This is a genomic window from Photorhabdus heterorhabditis (assembly GCF_001280945.1).
GTDB classification, from domain to species: Bacteria; Pseudomonadota; Gammaproteobacteria; order Enterobacterales; family Enterobacteriaceae; genus Photorhabdus; species Photorhabdus heterorhabditis.
Window position 1 is genome coordinate 112,041 of the sequence record NZ_LJCS01000004.1, and the last position, 17,920, is coordinate 129,960.

The window sequence follows — 17,920 nt, forward strand, 5'->3', positions numbered from 1 at the left end:
CATTACACTTCAATTTCCACAGTATCACCTTTCTCTTGCAGCCAATTACGGCGATCTTCTGAACGCTTCTTCGCCAGAAGCATGTCCATCATAGAGAAGGTTTCCTGGTAGTTTTCATCATCGATAGTCAACTGCACCAGACGACGGGTATTTGGGTCTAATGTCGTTTCACGTAATTGTAGTGGGTTCATCTCCCCCAATCCTTTAAAACGCTGCACGTTGGGTTTACCCCGTTTGCGGCTCAGGCGATCCAGTACCGCACTTTTTTCTTCTTCATCCAGTGCGTAATACACTTCTTTGCCCAGATCGATACGATATAAAGGTGGCATTGCCATATAAACATGGCCATTTTTAACCAATGTTGGAAAGTGACGAACAAACAGTGCACATAGCAGCGTTGCAATATGCAACCCATCTGAGTCTGCATCCGCCAAAATACAGATTTTACCATAGCGTAACTGGCTGAGATCGCTACTATCCGGGTCGATGCCAATAGCAACTGAGATATCATGGACTTCCTGTGATGCCAATACTTCATCAGAAGAGACTTCCCAGGTATTCAGGATTTTCCCTTTCAGTGGCATGATAGCTTGATATTCACGATCGCGAGCCTGTTTTGCAGAGCCGCCCGCAGAATCCCCTTCCACCAGAAACAGTTCAGTGAAATTCAGATCCTGTGATGTACAATCAGCCAATTTTCCCGGCAATGCAGGGCCACTGGTCAATTTTTTGCGCACAACTTTTTTGGCTGCGCGCATTCTGCGCTGTGCACTGGCGATTGCCAATTCAGCCAATTGCTCTGCTTCCTGGACATTCTGGTTTAACCACAAACTGAAAGCATCTTTGACAACACCAGAAACAAAGGCAGCAGATTGGCGGGAAGATAGACGTTCTTTAGTCTGACCAGCGAATTGCGGGTCTTGCATTTTTACAGACAGAACATAGGCACAACGGTCCCAAATATCATCTGCTGAAAGTTTCACTCCGCGCGGCAGGATATTACGGAATTCACAAAATTCACGCATGGCATCCAGTAACCCCTGACGCAACCCATTTACGTGGGTACCTCCCTGCATAGTCGGGATCAGGTTGACATAACTTTCAGTCAGCAGTTCTCCCCCTTCCGGCAGCCAGAGCAGCGCCCAGTCAATCGCTTCAGTTTCACCGCTGAAAGTACCGACAAAAGGGGCCACCGGTAATGTTATCAGGCCATTAACAGCGGCCATCAGGTAGTCAGTCAGGCCATCGGCATAGCACCATTTTTGTTCGGTATCGTTAATTTTGTCTTTAAAGACAATTTCTACTCCCGGACACAAAACCGCTTTCGCTTTCAATAAATGGGTCAGACGAGAAGCAGAGAAACGTGGACTGTCAAAGAAGCTTCCATCAGGCCAAAAGTGAACACTGGTACCCGTGTTACGTTTACCACAACTGCCAATCACCGCTAATTCCTGTACTTTATCGCCATTCTCAAACGCTATCTGATAAACCTGACTACTACGGCGGACGGTGACTTCAATTCGTTTGGACAAGGCGTTAACAACAGAGATCCCCACACCGTGAAGACCACCGGAAAACTGATAGTTTTTATTGGAAAATTTACCACCGGCATGTAAGCGGCTCAGGATCAATTCAACTGCTGAAACCCCTTCTTCAGGATGAATATCAACCGGCATACCACGGCCATCATCAATGACCTCCAGTGACTGATCGCCGTGAAGGATCACTTCAATATATTTAGCGTGCCCAGCCAAAGCTTCATCCACGCTGTTATCGATCACTTCCTGAGCCAAATGGTTCGGACGGGTTGTATCAGTGTACATTCCCGGACGACGGCGAACCGGCTCCAGGCCACTGAGGACTTCAATGGCATCTGCGTTGTAACTAGATTGAGTCATGTTGTAATTCTGTTGGTTGCTTCGTGATTAAAGGGCTAATCAGTTTTGTATACTGTTGATAATACCAGTCGTTTAAACATTTTTGGCAAGTTTTTTCTCACCATCACTGGAAAACCCAAGAAAATTGATGATTTGCGGGAAATAGTGTTCAAACCCGATAAAGGCGTGATTACCACCAGATTCAATAGTTTGCTTGCACAATACGAGATAGGCAACGGCCTGACGGTAATCCAACACCTCATCCCCAGTTTGCTGCAATAACCAGATAAGATCCGGTGATTCCAACGGTTCAATATGCATGACTTTGAGGTCATGTATATGGCGCGGCTCCAAAGTATACCGTTGTTTAGTATAGGGGTTAACATTTTCCCCAAGATAATTCCGCAATAGCTCAAACGGGCGAACGGCTGGATTGACAACAACAGCGGGTAAGCTGAAACATTGTGAAAGCCATATTGCCAGGTAACCACCGAGAGAAGAACCCACAATACCCACATCATTCCCGGCATGTTCTATCACCAGATTTTCCAGCAATTCAGCCGCGTCTTCAGGATAAGGCGGCAACTGAGGCACCAGCATTTCGATTTCGGGATGATGCCGATGTAGCCACTCTTTCAAGGCGTTTGCTTTTACCGACTGTGGGGAACTATTAAAACCATGCAGATAAAGTAATATTGACATCAGGCAGTGCCCCTCGATTGTGCGTGAACGCCGCTGGTCACTACGCTCCTGTGCAACAAGACACAAACTGTGAGGCTTGGCAGACCAAATAAACAGAGAGTAACACAGCAGTATAAGGAGACAAACACAACCTAATACCCGTCCGACTCTAAATCAGGACAAAATTCATTGCTCTCTAGTCTGTAGACCTGAGTTGTCAAACCAAATTCGCCTTTATCATTAACAGATAGCTCGAGATAACGCCATCCCGGAGCAACAGTATCAAGCATAAAATTAGTACAATGTGGCTTGAACTGCACACATGTTGATGGTGTTGCCATCATGCGAATACTATTCCAATCAAGGTCGATCTCCTGATGTATATGCCCGCACAGCATTGCTTTAACCTGCGAATACCCTCGCAAATATTGCGCCAGAATATGTGAGTTACGCAAACTATGCTGATCCAACCAAGTACAACCTGATGGCAATGGATGATGATGAAGCAGAATCACAGCATAACGTTCAGGATACTCATCCAGACACTTTTTCATCCACTCTAGCTGATATTCCGACAACTCTCCGTGAGGAACACCCTGTACCTGACTGTCAAGCATCAGAAGCTGCCAGTATTTACCGACCAAAATCTGTTTTGATGGAGAGATGCCCGCAGCCGCCAATGCATCCACCATAGCGGGTTGATAATCATGATTACCTGGTAACCAGACACAAGGTGCCGGCAAACGGGCAATACCATCAGCAAAATGCTGATAAGCTTCCAGCGTCTGATCCTGAGCCAAATCACCCGTAGCAACGATCAAATCAATCTCAGTATTTTGTGCGAGAATGGCATCCAGTACCGAGTGATAACTACGATAAGTATTAATACCCAACAAAGTATCTTCTTTGCCAGCAAAAAGATGCGTATCTGTTATTTGCAATATTTTGGCTGTGGTTCCCTCTACCACAGGCAATTCAAACAGGCTTTCCAAATGGTTTCCTTGTCCTATAAGTCATTGGCGAACATCATAACTCGTTTTAACACAAGAGATCTGCTGACTGGAACACACTTCCCTTTTTTAGGTTAAAAATTAGGAATTATCCGAATTCCACTCTCTTTTTAACTTTTCATGGTGCAATGCCAGCCATTGTATTGCAATAACTGAAGCGGCATTATCAATAATTCCTTCTTCCATCCACTGATAAGCCTGTTCACGGCTGACCACATGCACCCGGATATCTTCATGTTCCCCCGATAATCCATGAATACCGGCAGCCGTCGTCGCATCCACTTCACCGACCATCACAGAAATACGTTCAGTTGTTCCTCCTGGGCTGGAGAGATAACTCAATACGGGTTTACAGCGTTTAACTTCAATTCCTGCCTCTTCCATCGCTTCACGACGCACCACATGCTCGACATCTTCACCGTCTTCAATCATACCGGCAACAATTTCCAACAGCCATGGTGTTGCTTTAGTCTCTATTGCCGGAATTCGTATCTGTTCTATCAGTACAACCTCATCACGGAGTGGATCATAAGGTAACAGAGCACCAGCATGCCCACGTTCAAAAACTTCGCGGCTGACCTCTTCACTCCAGCCTCCAGCAAACAGACGATGACGGAAGCGGTAATTGGTTAATTTAAAGAACCCTTTGTACAAGCTTTTTTTCGCTATAATTTCCACATCCTGTTTATCTAACATGACTGACATTAACGACTTTTTATTCATAAAAATCTCCTAAATACTTTCTTAATTGCTAGCCACTAAATGATATTAATCAAGCAGAGTTAAAAAATTCATCCTTTGGTGGTGTAAAGTTAAACTAAATTAAGGCAATATGGCACAAATGGCTACCTTTGACTGATAGCATTCTCTGCTAGAATCAGTGACATTTCGTTTTTCATCAAGGCAACTAAGCAAAATAGCTGTGCAATAAAGGAATTAAAATGAAGAAACTGCTCTCCCTTTTAATCGCTATGAGCCTAGCGGGATTTAGCTCAGCCAGTCAGGCTGAAGATCTTTTGCAGGTTTATAAGCAAGCAAAAGAAAGTAACCCTGAGCTACGTAAATCAATGGCTGAACGTAATGCAGCTTTTGAAAAAATTAATGAATCCCGTAGTCCATTATTACCTCAACTGGGGTTAAATACGGGATATACCTATAACAGCGGTTACCGCGATACACGTAACCAAGAAAGTAATACATTGAGTACGACACTTAAGTTGACTCAAACCATTTTTGATATGTCTAAATGGCGCCAGTTGAACTTACAAGAAAAAACGGCGGGTATTGCTGATGTTACCTATCAAAGCAGTGAACAAAAACTGATTCTAGATAGTGCAACAGCTTACTTCAAGGTACTACGTACTATTGATTCCCTCTCTTATATTGAAGCGCAGAAAGCGGCAATTTACCGTCAGCTGGATCAAACCACTCAACGTTTTAATGTCGGTCTGGTCGCCATTACTGATGTCCAAAACGCTCGTGCTAACTACGATAGAGTATTAGCTGATGAGGTTGTCGGTCGTAATGAGCTGGACAATGCATTGGAGGGACTGCGTCTGGTAACGGGTACTTATTACCCTCAGTTAGCCTCGCTGAATATTGATCGTTTCAAAACACAGAAACCAGAAGCGGTGGATATTCTGCTAAAGGAGGCAGAAAAACGTAATCTCAGCCTGCTGTCAGCCCGTTTAGGCCAAGATCTGGCTCGTGAGAAAATCAAAGTGGAGCAATCCGGTCATATGCCAGTCATTGAGCTAGGCGCCTCTACTGGTGTATCAAACAGCCAATTTCATGGCACAAACAAAACAAATAACTATAGCGGCGAAAACAGCGTTGGCCTGACACTCAGCCTACCAATTTACAGCGGTGGGGCAACCAATTCCCGCGTTGAACAGGCACAATACGGTTTTGTCAGCGCCAGCGAACAACTAGAAAACATCTATCGTAATGTTGTACAGGTTGTCCGTTCCTCTTTTAACAACATATCTGCCTCTATCAGTAGTATCAACGCTTTCAAGCAGGTTGTTGTTTCCGCGCAAAGCTCACTGGATGCAATGGAAGCAGGTTATCAAGTCGGTACACGTACTATTGTTGATGTGTTGGATGCAACGACAAAATTATATGATGCCAAGCAAAAGCTATCCAATGCCCGCTATGATTATCTGATTAATCAACTGAATATTAAGCACGCTCTTGGCACATTAAATGAGAATGATTTAGCTGTCCTGAATAATACGTTGGGCAAACAGCTCTCAACCTCAGCCAACAATATTGTTCAAGAAACAGCTGCACCAGTAACATCTGGCCGTAATTGATTCAGTTATTCATCTTTAATAATAAACAGCCCGCCATCAAGCGGGCTATTTTTTCTTATCAACGACAATTTTCTCTGAAAGAAAATCCGATATTTATCTTAATACAAAGCCTATATAAATCAGAAAAACCCTTCGAATGGATTCCAGCTCTGGCTATTCACTGTTTCTTTCAGATAATAGGCATAGTTAGCCATCATGCTCCATATTGCCGCAAAAGCACAATTAACCCCGGTGCTAACAGCAAAAGAGAGTTCACTTTCAATGCTCCCCAATATCATCATCACAACAACAGCAATTCCAAGTAAAGCCAGATTTTTCCGCCATAAACCTAAAACAAAAAAGTAAATAAAACCAAAAAAGAAGGCGATAAAATTCATATTTAACAGAATACGACGCATAGGTGATTCTGCTTTCATAGCAGCTTTATGCTCAGGAGATTTAGGGGCACCATGCTGTTAAAAAATGCAAAACGTGTCTGCCATTTTTCTGAATATTGACTTTTATCCATACTACTTCATTCCTTAATTAAAATAGAAAATACAACACGAACGTTACAATAACATTTTGTCATTAATTTAAGGTTATATTCCAGAAATTACCTGCTGGAGTTATCACAGAGGACAATGCAATTAGTAGATTCATTTACATAATAACCATACTCGTTTAATTATCCTTAATTTACCAGAAATTATACTGATAAGATTAATACTAAAAAATATCAATGACATCACTGATTTTCAAAATTAGCATATCTATTTCACAATATTCATAGCCAGATTAAGCGGAATACCCAATAATCAATATCCAGGAATCCCTTTATCAGGCAAAAAAATAAGGCTATCAACCGAAGGTTTATGCTTTAATTTTGTTCATCTTTCCCCTATCCTTAAGACTATTTCATTAAAGAATCACAGACACCTAAAATCTGGATATACGACTATGACAATAAAGCGAACCAAAAACATTAACCACAGCGCATTCCGTAAAGCCTGGCGTAGTTATCGCCTGGCTCCTGTGGCAATAGCTGTCAGTGCAGTTTTCATGTTATCTGCCTGTGAACAGAGTGATGAAACTGTCTCTCTTTACATGAATGCAGATGATTGCTCCCAAGCAAATCCATCACAGAGTGAGCAATGTACCCTTACTTATAATAATGCTTTGAAAGAAGCAGAAAAAACAGCCCCTAAATATGCAACCAAAGAAGACTGTATTGCTGAATTTGGTGAAGCACAATGCACTCAAGCTCCTGCACAAGCGGGGCCCGGCACAACCACCAATGGTGAAGCACAGGCTCAGCAACAACAAAGCGGCAGCTTCTGGATGCCTTTGATGGCCGGTTACATGATGGGACGTCTGATGGGCGGCGGTGCAGCAGCTCCATCACAACCACTGTTTAGCTCCAAATCCGCAGCCAGCCCGGCAAACGGTAAATTTGTTGATGCGACAGGAAAAAGCTATGGCCCTGCAACCGCAGGGGGTCGCACCATGACAGTCCCTAAAACCGCAATGGCACCAAAACCAGCAACAACGACAACCATTACCCGTGGCGGCTTCGGTGATTCTGTTGCCAAACAGTCAACCATGCAACGTAGTTCCTCTTCAGGTTCTACTTCCCGTTCAATGGGAGGCTAATCACGGATGAAACGTATTGCTATTACCGAACGCCCGGATTGGCGCGAAAAGGCGACAGAATATGGCTTTAATTTTCACACCATGTATGACGAGCCATATTGGTGTGAAGATGCTTATTACCAATTTTCTCTCGCCCAAATTGAAGAAATCGAGAATACCACTGCCGAACTGCATCAGATGTGTTTGCAGGTGGTAGAAAAAGTCGTCGATAGTGAAGAATTACTGGCTAAGTTTCAGATCCCAAAACATTGCTGGGATTTTGTCCGCAGCTCCTGGATTACCAGCCAACCATCACTCTATTCCCGATTGGATTTAGCTTACGATGGTAAAAACCCAGCAAAGCTATTGGAAAATAATGCAGATACACCAACTTCGTTGTATGAATCCGCCTTTTTCCAATGGGTATGGTTGGAAGATCAGATGAATGCCGGGCTGCTACCGGAGAACGCCGATCAATTCAACAGCATGCAAGAACAACTAATTGAGCGCTTTGCTCAATTACGTGATGAACATGGTTTTGGCTTACTGCACATGGCCTGTTGTCAGGATACGGAAGAAGATCGCGGTACCATTCAGTATCTACAGGATTGTGCACTGGAAGCGGGTGTGCCGACTGAATTCCTGTTTATTGAAGATATCGGTCTGGGCGAGAAAGGCCAGTTTACTGATCTGAAAGACCAGGTGATCAGCAATCTGTTCAAACTCTATCCTTGGGAATTGATGTTCCGTGAGATTTTCGCCACCAAACTGGAAGATGCTGGCGTCCGCTGGCTGGAGCCGGCTTGGAAGAGCATTATCTCCAACAAAGCACTATTGCCAATGTTGTGGAAGATGTTCCCGAATCACCCAAACCTACTGCCCGCTTATTTTGCTAATGACAACTATCCTGCAATGGACAGCTATGTTATTAAGCCGCTGTTTTCACGGGAAGGAGCTAATATCCGTATCATTGAGAATGGTAAAGAAATTGCCAGTGTTGATGGTCCTTACGGTAAAGAAGGGATGATCGTACAGCAATTCCATACACTACCAAAATTCGGTGACAGTTATACGCTAATTGGCAGCTGGCTGATAAACGAGCAGCCTTGTGGTATTGGTTTGCGTGAAGACCGTGAATTGATAACGCAAGATTTATCCCGTTTCTACCCGCATATTATTCTGGATTAATTCCCAGCCGGGAGGAATTAAGGAAGATAGTAAAACACCGAAAATTCCTCCCTTAAACATCCAATAAAGAAACTTTGTACCTTTATAAATTGCCAAAAAGGTAAATAATTCTGATATATCAGAGCCCTCTATTGCTGATATCTGCACAAGCAAGCTTGATCTCCCGTAATACACACGTCTGCCAACTTACGTCAACTTTCATCCCCATGCTAAGAACTGACTCAAAATCAAAAATATATTACGGGGTCTGGTAAAAAGCATAAATTATTAATAATGAAATTCTGGATTCAGTCATGGTTGTAGCCCTTTCCACAGACAACGTGGCGATAACCTCACCACCGGAAATCTCAACTAAAGGGCAGAAAGCCTTCGCCGAATACAATAACCAAAAAAGTTGATTATTCAACCAACCTGCACAGACAACATACTCAGCGAACCGGATTCAATGCCATCAATGGGAATAGAAACCACTTCTTTTCTATCCCACGCCCCCATAACATACAGCAATGGTAAAAAATGTTCAGGAGACGGATTGGATAACTGGCCGTCTTCTCTGTCCAATGCATGAATCAAAGGATAAGGCTGTTCATAGCTGGTAAGGTTATCACACACATAATGGTTAAATGCTTCTGCCCAAGGATACGGTTCCGCATTATGCTCTTGCCGCTTCATAGCATGAAGATTGTGTACAACATTACCGCTTCCCAAAATCAAAACACCTTCATCTCGCAAAGCAGCCAACTTTTTTCCTAATTCATAGTGATATGTCGCAGGTTTAGCATCATCTATACTGAGTTGAACTACAGGAATATTTGCCTGAGGATACATCTTAATCAGAATGCCCCAAATCCCGTGATCCAATCCCCACTGATGACGATCTGCATAAACCTCCACAGGTTCCAGCATTTCCTGCACTAAAGCGGCCAATTCCGGTGATCCCTTAGCCGGGTACTGAGTTTCATGCAACTCTTGTGGAAAACCACGAAAATCATGGATAGTCTTCGGCTGAGTCATGGCGGTTACAGCTGTGCCATTGGTATACCAATGCGCAGAAATCGCCAAAATAGCCCTAGGTACAGGCAGTCTTTCACCAAGTTCACGCCACACATTGGTATAGCGATTTTCTTCCAGTACATTCATTGGACTGCCATGACCAACAAACAGTGCCGGCATTCTGGAAATATTCATAACGACCTCTCAAACAAATATATGTAATTTTAATACTTGCAGACAGGTTACGCTTTTAAGATAGGTAAAACAGTGTGCCAAAAGTGATGAAGTTATTCAAAAAAACTGAAAACCACAGCTTAGATAAACTGTGGTTCTGGGAAATATACGCGGTTATAACTGATATTTCATCTGGTTATCGAACGATCATACTTCAGCAAGCTTTCTGATCCATTGATTGACGATAAGCGACCAAATCTTCAATAGTTACCACTGGCATATTATGCAGCTTCGCAAATTGCACCACTTCAGGAGTACGAGCCATTGAACCATCATCATTGGTCAATTCACACAACACACCTACTGGTTTGAAACCGGCTAAGCTGACTAAATCAACTGTCGCTTCAGTATGCCCCTGACGAGCTAAAACACCGCCCGGCTGAGCGCGCAGCGGGAAAACATGCCCCGGACGATTCAAATCACTGGGTTTCGCATTATCTGCAATCGCTGCACGAACCGTCGTGATACGGTCCGCCGCAGACACCCCCGTTGTCACCCCGCAGACCGCCTCAATGGTTACGGTGAAAGCAGTCTGGAACGGGCTGGAGTTATTTTGCACCATCATTGGCAATTGCAATTGCTGACGGCGTTCTTCTGTCAGGCACAAACAGACAATCCCACTACCATGACGAATAGTAAGTGCCATCTGCTCTACCGTCATGGTCTCGGCCGCAAAAATAATGTCACCTTCATTTTCACGATCTTCATTATCCAGCACCATCACACCCCGGCCATCACGTAAAGCGTCAATAGCGCATTCAACACGTTCTAATGATGTGCCGTATTCAGAAAGTAGCGTCTGATTCATGGTAAAAAACCTCATTAATATTTTATGGATTACCAGAATCAGGGCAGTCTTGAGGAGTTCTCGCCATGGACACACCATAACATGATGAAATGCCATAGCCGAAACAACAGACGAGCACAAAGCCCGACAGATGCCGTTATTCTCTCCCATCCGGACTATAACCGTCGGCTCCAGAATTACACTGGATCTGCTGACCTCCGCCTTATCATAAAGATAACTACAAGCGGAGCGCTCGCGGGCTTCACCATGGCCTACAAAAATGGCCTAGTGTTACCGCCGGTGGGGACTTTCACCCCGCCCTGAGATAAGCTAACGAACTATAACGCTAATATTTACCGGGAGCAATCAACAAAATCAGATGTGAAACCTCGCTCACAATGCCTTGTGGTTTTGCCATCTGGTATTACACTATTCAGAAATTATCTATGCCATCAAAGGACGTATCATGCTTAATCCCAAAAAAATTGAACAAATTGCCCGCCAGATCCAAGATTCTCTACCAAAAGGAGTAAAAGAGTTTGGGGGCGATATAGAGAAAAAATTGCGGATGATTTTGCAATCTCAGCTTGGCAAACTTGATTTAGTTAACCGTGAAGAATTTGATATTCAAACTCAGGTTCTATTGCGTACTCGTGAAAAATTAACTGCAATGGAAAAACGTTTAAGTGAACTTGAAGCGAAACTGGAAGATAAAAATGCACTATCCGCTGATAATGCGGAAAAAAAAGAGTAGAGTGCGTAATATCAGGGTAAATCCAATACTTATACCCAATAGATTTCAAGTTGCAGCGCGGCGGCAAGAGAACGCATCCCCAGGAGCATAGATAACGATGTGACTGGGGTAAGTGAACGCAGCCAACAAAGCCGCAGCTTGAAAGATGAAGGGTATAGATAACTCTGTGACTGGGGTGAGTGAGTGCAGCTAACAAAGAGGCAACTTGAAAGATAACAGGTATATATTAGATTAGCCTCTTGCGTCATTACCATTCTATTAAAAGGTGACTGTTAAAGCGGTCACCGAACTTAAATAAAAATGCTCACCAAGTATATCGCCAGCCCAAATACTCCTGATTAATATTTTAAAATCTTAATATCCCTGTGGAGGTTTACGGCAATAAAATAATTTTCTCTATTACTATCCATTGATAGCTATCAATTAGAAATCTAATGTGATTTACTTCACATTTTTATCTTATTCATATTATCAATATCATCATTTTGTTGTCCTAAAAATAAGAGGGGGGAATTTTTACTATTAATCTCGATTTTACCGAGTAGAGGTTGTTTATATTCCCTTAAATACTAGGAATTATTTTCCATTTTCATTTTTCACTGTAAGAACAAGCTGGAAATATCTTTATATTCAGAGCCACCAAGATAAAACACCAGCTTAATAACATGAAGAAGCGTTTAACAATATGGATGGATTAGTCTTCTCCTGCCAGATTAGCGAATTATCCCAAACCACTTTTCAGGTATCGAAGTTTGAATTAATTGTGGTTGCCCAACCGTCGCCTGCCGATTAAAAGCGCGAGCATAAATATTAAATACCAAAGTCCTTAATTGAATACTCACAAAACTATGCCGCTGGAGTATTCTATTTTTCACTCCAATCGGCATACTCTTACCAGTACCTTATTTCTCAGCAAATTCTATTAAAGAATCATTCACTGTTTTTTAATTGCCTTAATGATATTAGTTGTTGAAATACCGTCTTCAAAATTCAGCACCTTGACTTCACCACCAGCCACCAAAACCTCTTCACTACCAGCAATCTCTTCAGGTTTATAATCACCACCTTTAACCAATACATCCGGCAAAACACCAGCAATCAAACGGCGCGGTGTATCTTCTTCAAACGGAACGACCCAATCCACAGCGCCTAGCGCAGATAACACGATCATACGTTGTTCCAATGGATTGACAGGGCGACTTTCACCTTTCAAGCGTTTAGTTGATGCATCACTGTTAACGGCAACAATTAACCGATCGCCTAACTTACGAGCATTTTCCAGATAAGAGACATGGCCTGCATGCAGAATGTCAAAACAACCATTGGTCATCACGATTCTTTCTCCGCGCTGACGAGCATCAGCAACGGCCTGTTTAAGCTGAAATTCAGTCATGACACCGAAACCTGTTTCAGCACGGCCACGTACAGCATTTTCCAATTCAATTGGCGAAACCGTTGAAGTCCCCAGTTTGCCAACTACAACGCCCGCAGCCGCATTCGCCAGGAAACAAGCTTCATTCAGTGGTCTTCCCGCTGCAATCGCAGTGGCTAACACACCAATAACCGTATCGCCAGCGCCAGTAACATCAAAAACTTCCTGCGCCTGAGTCGGCAAATGCAGCGGTGGTTGATCAACGCTCAGCAAACTCATTCCTTGCTCAGAACGTGTGATCAGTAATGCCTGAAGATCCAGATCCTTAACCAGCTTAGTGCCCTTCGCAACCAGTTCATCGTCATCTTTGCAGCAACCCACTACGGCTTCAAATTCGGACAGATTTGGCGTTAGCAACGTTGCTCCTCGATAGCGTTCAAAATCACTACCCTTTGGATCAATTAGCACCGGAACTTTGGCAGCGTTTGCCAGTTTGATCATGCTCTGAACTTGACTCAACGCACCTTTAGCATAGTCAGATAAAACCACAGCTCCAATATGGGGTAACGCCTGTTCAATACGTTCAAGCATCGGCTGCGCATCGACGTTACCGAAACCTTCTTCGAAATCCAGACGGATTAATTGCTGATTACGGGAAAGTACCCTCAGCTTAGTAATTGTCGGATGGGTTGGCACAGCAACAAAATCACAGCGCACCTTAACACTGCTCAATTTTTCATTCAGCGCACGCGCTGCATCGTCAACCCCAGTCAACCCTACCAGATGTGAATTCGCCCCAAGAGCAGCAATATTCATAGCAACGTTGGCCGCCCCTCCCGGACGTTCCTCAATGGTATTTACTTTTACTACAGGCACTGGCGCTTCCGGTGAAATCCGGCTGGTTGGCCCATACCAATAGCGGTCTAACATCACATCACCGACAACTAAAACGCCTGCATGGTGAAAATCCGGGAGTGTTACTTTCATCCCTTGCTCCAAATATCAGATATTAACTGGTGCCAAATATTACCATAAGCCCAGAAAATGCCAGTAAAATCCGTACACAAAACCGGTATCACCCGTTATTGCTCACCCAACCACTGTTGCCAGCTATAACGTACTTGTTCCTGTTGCCGGCTGAAACAATCAACTGATATCTGGCTGGAAAGCTCCTGCAACGCCAGATGATGCAATTCATCACGCATGGAAATATAAGCCTGAGTCAATGAGGCGGCTTCATCCTCATCCATAATTCCATAAGCTGCCATCAATTCGAAAATTCGCACATTATCTGACCAATGCGTCAATCGTTCATTCTCAGATGCGTAGCGTAGTACCAGATACTGAGCAATAAATTCGATATCCGTGATCCCGCCTGGATCAGCTTTAATGTCAAATCGATCTGAATGGTCACTACCTAAATGCTTATGCATTTTCTCTCGCATTTCCCTGACCTGCTGACATAACAAAGCCGGTTCTCGTCGCGTACATAACGTCTGGTGACGTACTCGAGCAAAATCCTGATGCAAGTTTTCATCACCAAATACCATACGGGCACGTACCAATGCCTGATGTTCCCAAGTCCATGCTTCATTTTTTTGGTAATCAGCAAACGCTTCGATGGTACTGACCAACATTCCTGACTCGCCAGAAGGCCGTAAACGGACATCCACATCGTACAAAACACCGGAAGAGGTTCGGGCACTAAACAGATGCATGATTCGTTGAGCAAGACGCAAATAAAATTGCCGGGCATCAATTGACCGATCGCCATCAGTCATCACATCCATCGGGCAATCAAGTAGGAAAACCAAATCAAGATCGGAACTATAGCCCAGTTCCCAACCACCGAGTTTGCCATAGCCAATCACAGCAAACCCTAACCCTTTACGCTGGCTCAGATGTGATGGAACACCATAGCGCTTTACCATTTGGCTCCATGCCTGTTGAACTACGGCTTCAATAATCGCCTCTGCCAGATAAGTCAAATGATCACTCACTTTCATCACTGGCAGCACGCCGGTAATATCTTCCGCAGCAATCCTCAGCAATTGCGCCTGTTTAAACTGACGAAGAACCTCTAACTGTTGTTCTTCATCATCTTCAGGTATTCGCAATAAATATTGCCGTAGTTCATCTTTATAAGCATTCAATGGCAACGGCTTATACAGAAATTGTGGATCAAGCAACTCATCCAGTAACAATGGATGGCGGGAAAGCTGAGTAGCAATCATCGGTGAAGCCGCACACAGCCGGATAACATGTGTCAATACGGCTTCCGATTCCAGCATTAATTCCAGATAAGTTGTACGGCTGACAATACTTAGCAACAGCGGAATAATCCGTTCCAGTACCGTATTGGCATCTTGCCGTAAACAAATTTTTGCCAACAAACGCGGCATTAGATGATCAAGTACATCACGACCACGGGGGCCAATGGTTCTTTTGCCCACATCATGACGGTATAGAGAAATGGCGTGCAATATTTGCTGTGCAACCAATTCATCCAAATGCGGAACCAGTACTATTAATTCCTTTTTTTCAAGGTGCTCCAGCCACAGACTCTTAAATGGCACATAACAGGGTTCTTCTTCACTATTATTACTGTCATCACCAATTAATTGCGTAAAAATAACCCGAACGGCTCCCATCTTGCTGTTTAATTCAATAATCAAATCATCCCAACTTTCAAATTTCATACCCCACGCCAGTCGCGAACGGTTCAGCTTATCTTCTGGCAGAGTCTGAGTTTGCTGATCATTGATTGACTGTAAAAGATTTTCCAATCGCCGCAGAAATAGGTAACTATCAGCAAGTTGTTTAATCTGTAATGGTTGTAAAAGCTCCAAATCTTCTATTACTCGAAGGGTAGGTAACAACGCCTGAGATTGCAGACACAATTCACGACCACCACGAATAAGCTGAAATACCTGAGTGATAAATTCAATTTCACGAATACCACCAGCACCCAGTTTGATATTATCTTTCAAGCCACGGCGACGAACTTCTCGTTCAATCATTCCTTTCATATTTCTCAGGGATTGAATCACACTGAAATCGATATAACGGCGAAAAATAAACGGCCTCAACATCTGACGTAATTCTTCGCAATATGATTCACTGCCCGATCCCATAATGCGCGCTTTAACCATTGCATAACGTTCCCAGTCACGCCCCTGCTCTTGATAGTAATCTTCTAGCGCTGCGAAACTGAATACCAGCGGGCCGCTGTCACCGAATGGACGCAAACGCATATCAACCCGATACACAAAACCATCCACTGTTTGCTGATCGAGTACTTTGATAAGACGCTGTCCCAAACGGGTAAAAAACTGAGAATTATCCATTTCACGGCGGCCACCTCGGGTAATCCCGTTTTCAGGATAGACAAAAATCAGATCAATATCGGAAGAGAAATTCAGCTCACCCCCTCCGAGTTTTCCCATACCGAGAATTAACAGTGGTTGCAGTTCACCTTGTTGATTACAAGGCGTTCCCCAATCCTGACAACAACGCTGATACAACCAGTCACGGGCAGCAACAATCAGCGTCTCAGCCAGCACACTGAGCTGTTGCAAAGTCCCCTGAGTGGTACTGCCATACAACGCTTGTAACCAAGCAATTCTGATCAGAATTTTGTTACGAAACTGACGTAAAACCCGCATCAAGGTATTTTCATCTTCTGCTGATGAAAGTAACCGTTGCAACCATTCAACGTATCGTTGCCATTCCTGCGTTTCAGGTGGATTCTGACGGATTTCAGCTAACCATTCAGGGTGAATCTGCAAATGTTCAGCAACAAAATCACTCAGTGACAACACTGCCTGCTCATGCGGAGCAAAAGGTTCAATAGATAAAGCCAATTCTTGGAAATGCTCAGTCACACTCTGTAATTGAGCCAAAAGCGGGGTTGAAAGTGGCAACATAGAGAATTCCTGTTATTCAAGCAGAGAGATTTACTAACCACATAGTCAGCGCCAACTTACATTGCAAATAAACTGAGCTGTAACACAGAGTTTCGGCCTCTGTTTCCACTTCTGATAATTTTTGCTCAATAGCAGTTAATTGATCATCCAACTGCTCCAACCGACCTGCTGGCTTGCTAAGACATTTAATCGTCTGCTGAACCAATGTAAGTACTTGCTTCAAACCATCCCGACCTTCTGATAAGCCTGATGACCAGCATTCTTCCTGATCTTGCCAGTGGCTCAATATTGATGAAAGCACAGATGATAATGGCTGTTGCATATCAATTTCTGTCGGTACAGGAGACGAAATTACCCTCGGTTTTCCCTGAGCTAACTGATAACCCCGGGCAGCTTTACTTTTATTTCCCTGCCGCAAACCGTCTGATTTTGCCAGCTCAAATGCCAGCGCGAATACATCAGCAATGGTTCCTCGTTTCAATTCCAGTTCAAACTCACAGATTGGTACTTTGCGGCCTGCCGCGATAATTTCTCCCTGATCAAACACCACTTCAATCTCACTCTGCCCGTAAGTGATTACCCACTTTTCACGCATAAAGTCAGTGCTGAATAAAGCATGCAAGCGGGATTGTAATTCTTTCACATCACAGTTTTCAGGCCAAATATGCGGTGGAAACAGAGTCAGAGCCAGTTCCGGCTTTACCAACGGCACATCATATTCTGGCCTCTGATGCAATCCACCAATGACTTTACCGGCTGTTTTGATCGTCATTTCATATTGGTCATCAAAACCACGAATACGCAGCCCCATATCAAGACGACGAAGTTGGTTATCTGGTGTTTCAAAATAGATATTGGTCAGTTTCTGAGGTGCAAAATAGTGATGAGGAAATAATGATAATTGCTGACGGATAACAGGGATAGCTAGTGGTTTAGCGGTAAGTTTTAATTCAATTTCTACACTCATATCTGCACCATTGATGACAATCTTTGATTATTATCTTACCCCGATTTCACTTTTCTTTGCGACATACGCTATTTTCGTCAAGATGTTAAAATCCAAGAAAGTTGCGTTTGTTACTTATTATACGCACAGACTGGTTATACGCACAGACTGGTGACTATTCTGAATACGATGATTAAAACTAAAGGAAGCCTTTAGATGTGACTTT

General features: G+C 43.6%; 14 protein-coding genes and 1 riboswitch. Of the genes, 4 read left to right on the plus strand and 10 right to left on the minus strand.

The genetic code is table 11. From position 1 onward, the window contains the following. Positions 1–2 precede the first annotated feature (2 nt). From parE to nudF, 4 genes are all read right to left on the minus strand, one after another. Positions 3–1,898 carry a DNA topoisomerase IV subunit B gene (gene parE / locus AM629_RS03000; RefSeq protein ID WP_054476007.1) on the minus strand — a complete coding sequence of 632 codons (1,896 nt, stop codon included), beginning with the start codon at positions 1,896–1,898 and terminating at the stop codon, positions 3–5. 72 nt (positions 1,899–1,970) lie between these two features. Beyond that, a complete protein-coding gene (gene yqiA, locus AM629_RS03005) occupies positions 1,971–2,579 on the minus strand; it encodes an esterase YqiA (protein WP_054476010.1) in 609 nt (202 codons plus the stop codon). Between the two features lie 131 nt (positions 2,580–2,710). After that, positions 2,711–3,550, minus strand: a complete 840-nt coding sequence (gene cpdA / locus AM629_RS03010) for a 3',5'-cyclic-AMP phosphodiesterase (protein ID WP_054476012.1) — start codon at positions 3,548–3,550, stop codon at positions 2,711–2,713. Between the two features lie 99 nt (positions 3,551–3,649). Beyond that, complete coding sequence (gene nudF / locus AM629_RS03015) at positions 3,650–4,291, minus strand: ADP-ribose diphosphatase (protein ID WP_054476014.1); 642 nt, start codon at positions 4,289–4,291, stop codon at positions 3,650–3,652. 218 nt (positions 4,292–4,509) lie between these two features. On the opposite strand from nudF, the gene tolC reads away from it, so the two are divergent. Next, entirely contained in the window at positions 4,510–5,883 is a 1,374-nt protein-coding gene (tolC, locus tag AM629_RS03020) for an outer membrane channel protein TolC (RefSeq protein WP_054476017.1), read from the plus strand. Positions 5,884–6,002: 119 nt separating this feature from the next. Here tolC and AM629_RS03025 read toward each other — a convergent pair whose 3' ends face one another. Continuing rightward, positions 6,003–6,299, minus strand: coding sequence for a DUF2628 domain-containing protein (locus AM629_RS03025; RefSeq protein WP_235525385.1), 297 nt, complete (start codon positions 6,297–6,299; stop codon positions 6,003–6,005). 523 nt (positions 6,300–6,822) lie between these two features. On the opposite strand from AM629_RS03025, the gene AM629_RS03030 reads away from it, so the two are divergent. Further along, positions 6,823–7,515: a DUF1190 family protein gene (locus AM629_RS03030; protein ID WP_054476018.1), complete on the plus strand. Its 693-nt coding sequence runs from the start codon at positions 6,823–6,825 to the stop codon at positions 7,513–7,515. A gap of 6 nt (positions 7,516–7,521) precedes the next feature. Continuing rightward, the gene (locus tag AM629_RS03035) at positions 7,522–8,682 is read left to right on the plus strand and encodes a glutathionylspermidine synthase family protein (protein WP_054476021.1); all 1,161 of its coding nucleotides are present in this window, start codon (positions 7,522–7,524) and stop codon (positions 8,680–8,682) included. Positions 8,683–9,084: 402 nt separating this feature from the next. Here AM629_RS03035 and ygiD read toward each other — a convergent pair whose 3' ends face one another. Both ygiD and ribB read right to left on the minus strand, forming a co-directional pair. Continuing rightward, on the minus strand, positions 9,085–9,870 hold the full coding sequence (gene ygiD, locus AM629_RS03040) for a 4,5-DOPA-extradiol-dioxygenase (RefSeq protein ID WP_054476022.1): 786 nt from the start codon (positions 9,868–9,870) through the stop codon (positions 9,085–9,087). Between the two features lie 193 nt (positions 9,871–10,063). Next, a complete protein-coding gene (gene ribB, locus AM629_RS03045; RefSeq protein WP_054476024.1) occupies positions 10,064–10,717 on the minus strand; it encodes a 3,4-dihydroxy-2-butanone-4-phosphate synthase in 654 nt (217 codons plus the stop codon). 134 nt (positions 10,718–10,851) lie between these two features. After that, a riboswitch (FMN riboswitch) is annotated at positions 10,852–11,027 on the minus strand. Positions 11,028–11,162: 135 nt separating this feature from the next. Here ribB and ubiK point away from each other — a divergent pair. Next, positions 11,163–11,450 (plus strand): ubiquinone biosynthesis accessory factor UbiK, encoded by a 288-nt coding sequence (gene ubiK / locus AM629_RS03050; RefSeq protein ID WP_054476026.1) that lies wholly within the window; start codon positions 11,163–11,165, stop codon positions 11,448–11,450. Between the two features lie 934 nt (positions 11,451–12,384). Here ubiK and hldE read toward each other — a convergent pair. From hldE to AM629_RS03065, 3 genes are all read right to left on the minus strand, one after another. After that, a complete protein-coding gene (hldE, locus tag AM629_RS03055) occupies positions 12,385–13,809 on the minus strand; it encodes a bifunctional D-glycero-beta-D-manno-heptose-7-phosphate kinase/D-glycero-beta-D-manno-heptose 1-phosphate adenylyltransferase HldE (protein ID WP_054476028.1) in 1,425 nt (474 codons plus the stop codon). Positions 13,810–13,904: 95 nt separating this feature from the next. After that, positions 13,905–16,748, minus strand: coding sequence for a bifunctional [glutamate--ammonia ligase]-adenylyl-L-tyrosine phosphorylase/[glutamate--ammonia-ligase] adenylyltransferase (glnE, locus tag AM629_RS03060; protein WP_054476030.1), 2,844 nt, complete (start codon positions 16,746–16,748; stop codon positions 13,905–13,907). 16 nt (positions 16,749–16,764) lie between these two features. Beyond that, positions 16,765–17,715 carry a CYTH domain-containing protein gene (locus tag AM629_RS03065; protein WP_054476032.1) on the minus strand — a complete coding sequence of 317 codons (951 nt, stop codon included), beginning with the start codon at positions 17,713–17,715 and terminating at the stop codon, positions 16,765–16,767. Between the last annotated feature and the right edge of the window lie 205 nt (positions 17,716–17,920).

Coding starts and splice junctions, on each gene's coding strand:
- parE (WP_054476007.1), bottom strand. CDS start 1,898: ATGACTCAATCTAGTTACAACGCAGATGCCATTGAAGTCCTCAGTGGC.
- yqiA (WP_054476010.1), bottom strand. CDS start 2,579: ATGTCAATATTACTTTATCTGCATGGTTTTAATAGTTCCCCACAGTCG.
- nudF (WP_054476014.1), bottom strand. CDS start 4,291: ATGAATAAAAAGTCGTTAATGTCAGTCATGTTAGATAAACAGGATGTG.
- tolC (WP_054476017.1), top strand. CDS start 4,510: ATGAAGAAACTGCTCTCCCTTTTAATCGCTATGAGCCTAGCGGGATTT.
- AM629_RS03025 (WP_235525385.1), bottom strand. CDS start 6,299: ATGAAAGCAGAATCACCTATGCGTCGTATTCTGTTAAATATGAATTTT.
- AM629_RS03030 (WP_054476018.1), top strand. CDS start 6,823: ATGACAATAAAGCGAACCAAAAACATTAACCACAGCGCATTCCGTAAA.
- AM629_RS03035 (WP_054476021.1), top strand. CDS start 7,522: ATGAAACGTATTGCTATTACCGAACGCCCGGATTGGCGCGAAAAGGCG.
- ygiD (WP_054476022.1), bottom strand. CDS start 9,870: ATGAATATTTCCAGAATGCCGGCACTGTTTGTTGGTCATGGCAGTCCA.
- ribB (WP_054476024.1), bottom strand. CDS start 10,717: ATGAATCAGACGCTACTTTCTGAATACGGCACATCATTAGAACGTGTT.
- ubiK (WP_054476026.1), top strand. CDS start 11,163: ATGCTTAATCCCAAAAAAATTGAACAAATTGCCCGCCAGATCCAAGAT.
- hldE (WP_054476028.1), bottom strand. CDS start 13,809: ATGAAAGTAACACTCCCGGATTTTCACCATGCAGGCGTTTTAGTTGTC.
- glnE (WP_054476030.1), bottom strand. CDS start 16,748: ATGTTGCCACTTTCAACCCCGCTTTTGGCTCAATTACAGAGTGTGACT.
- AM629_RS03065 (WP_054476032.1), bottom strand. CDS start 17,715: ATGAGTGTAGAAATTGAATTAAAACTTACCGCTAAACCACTAGCTATC.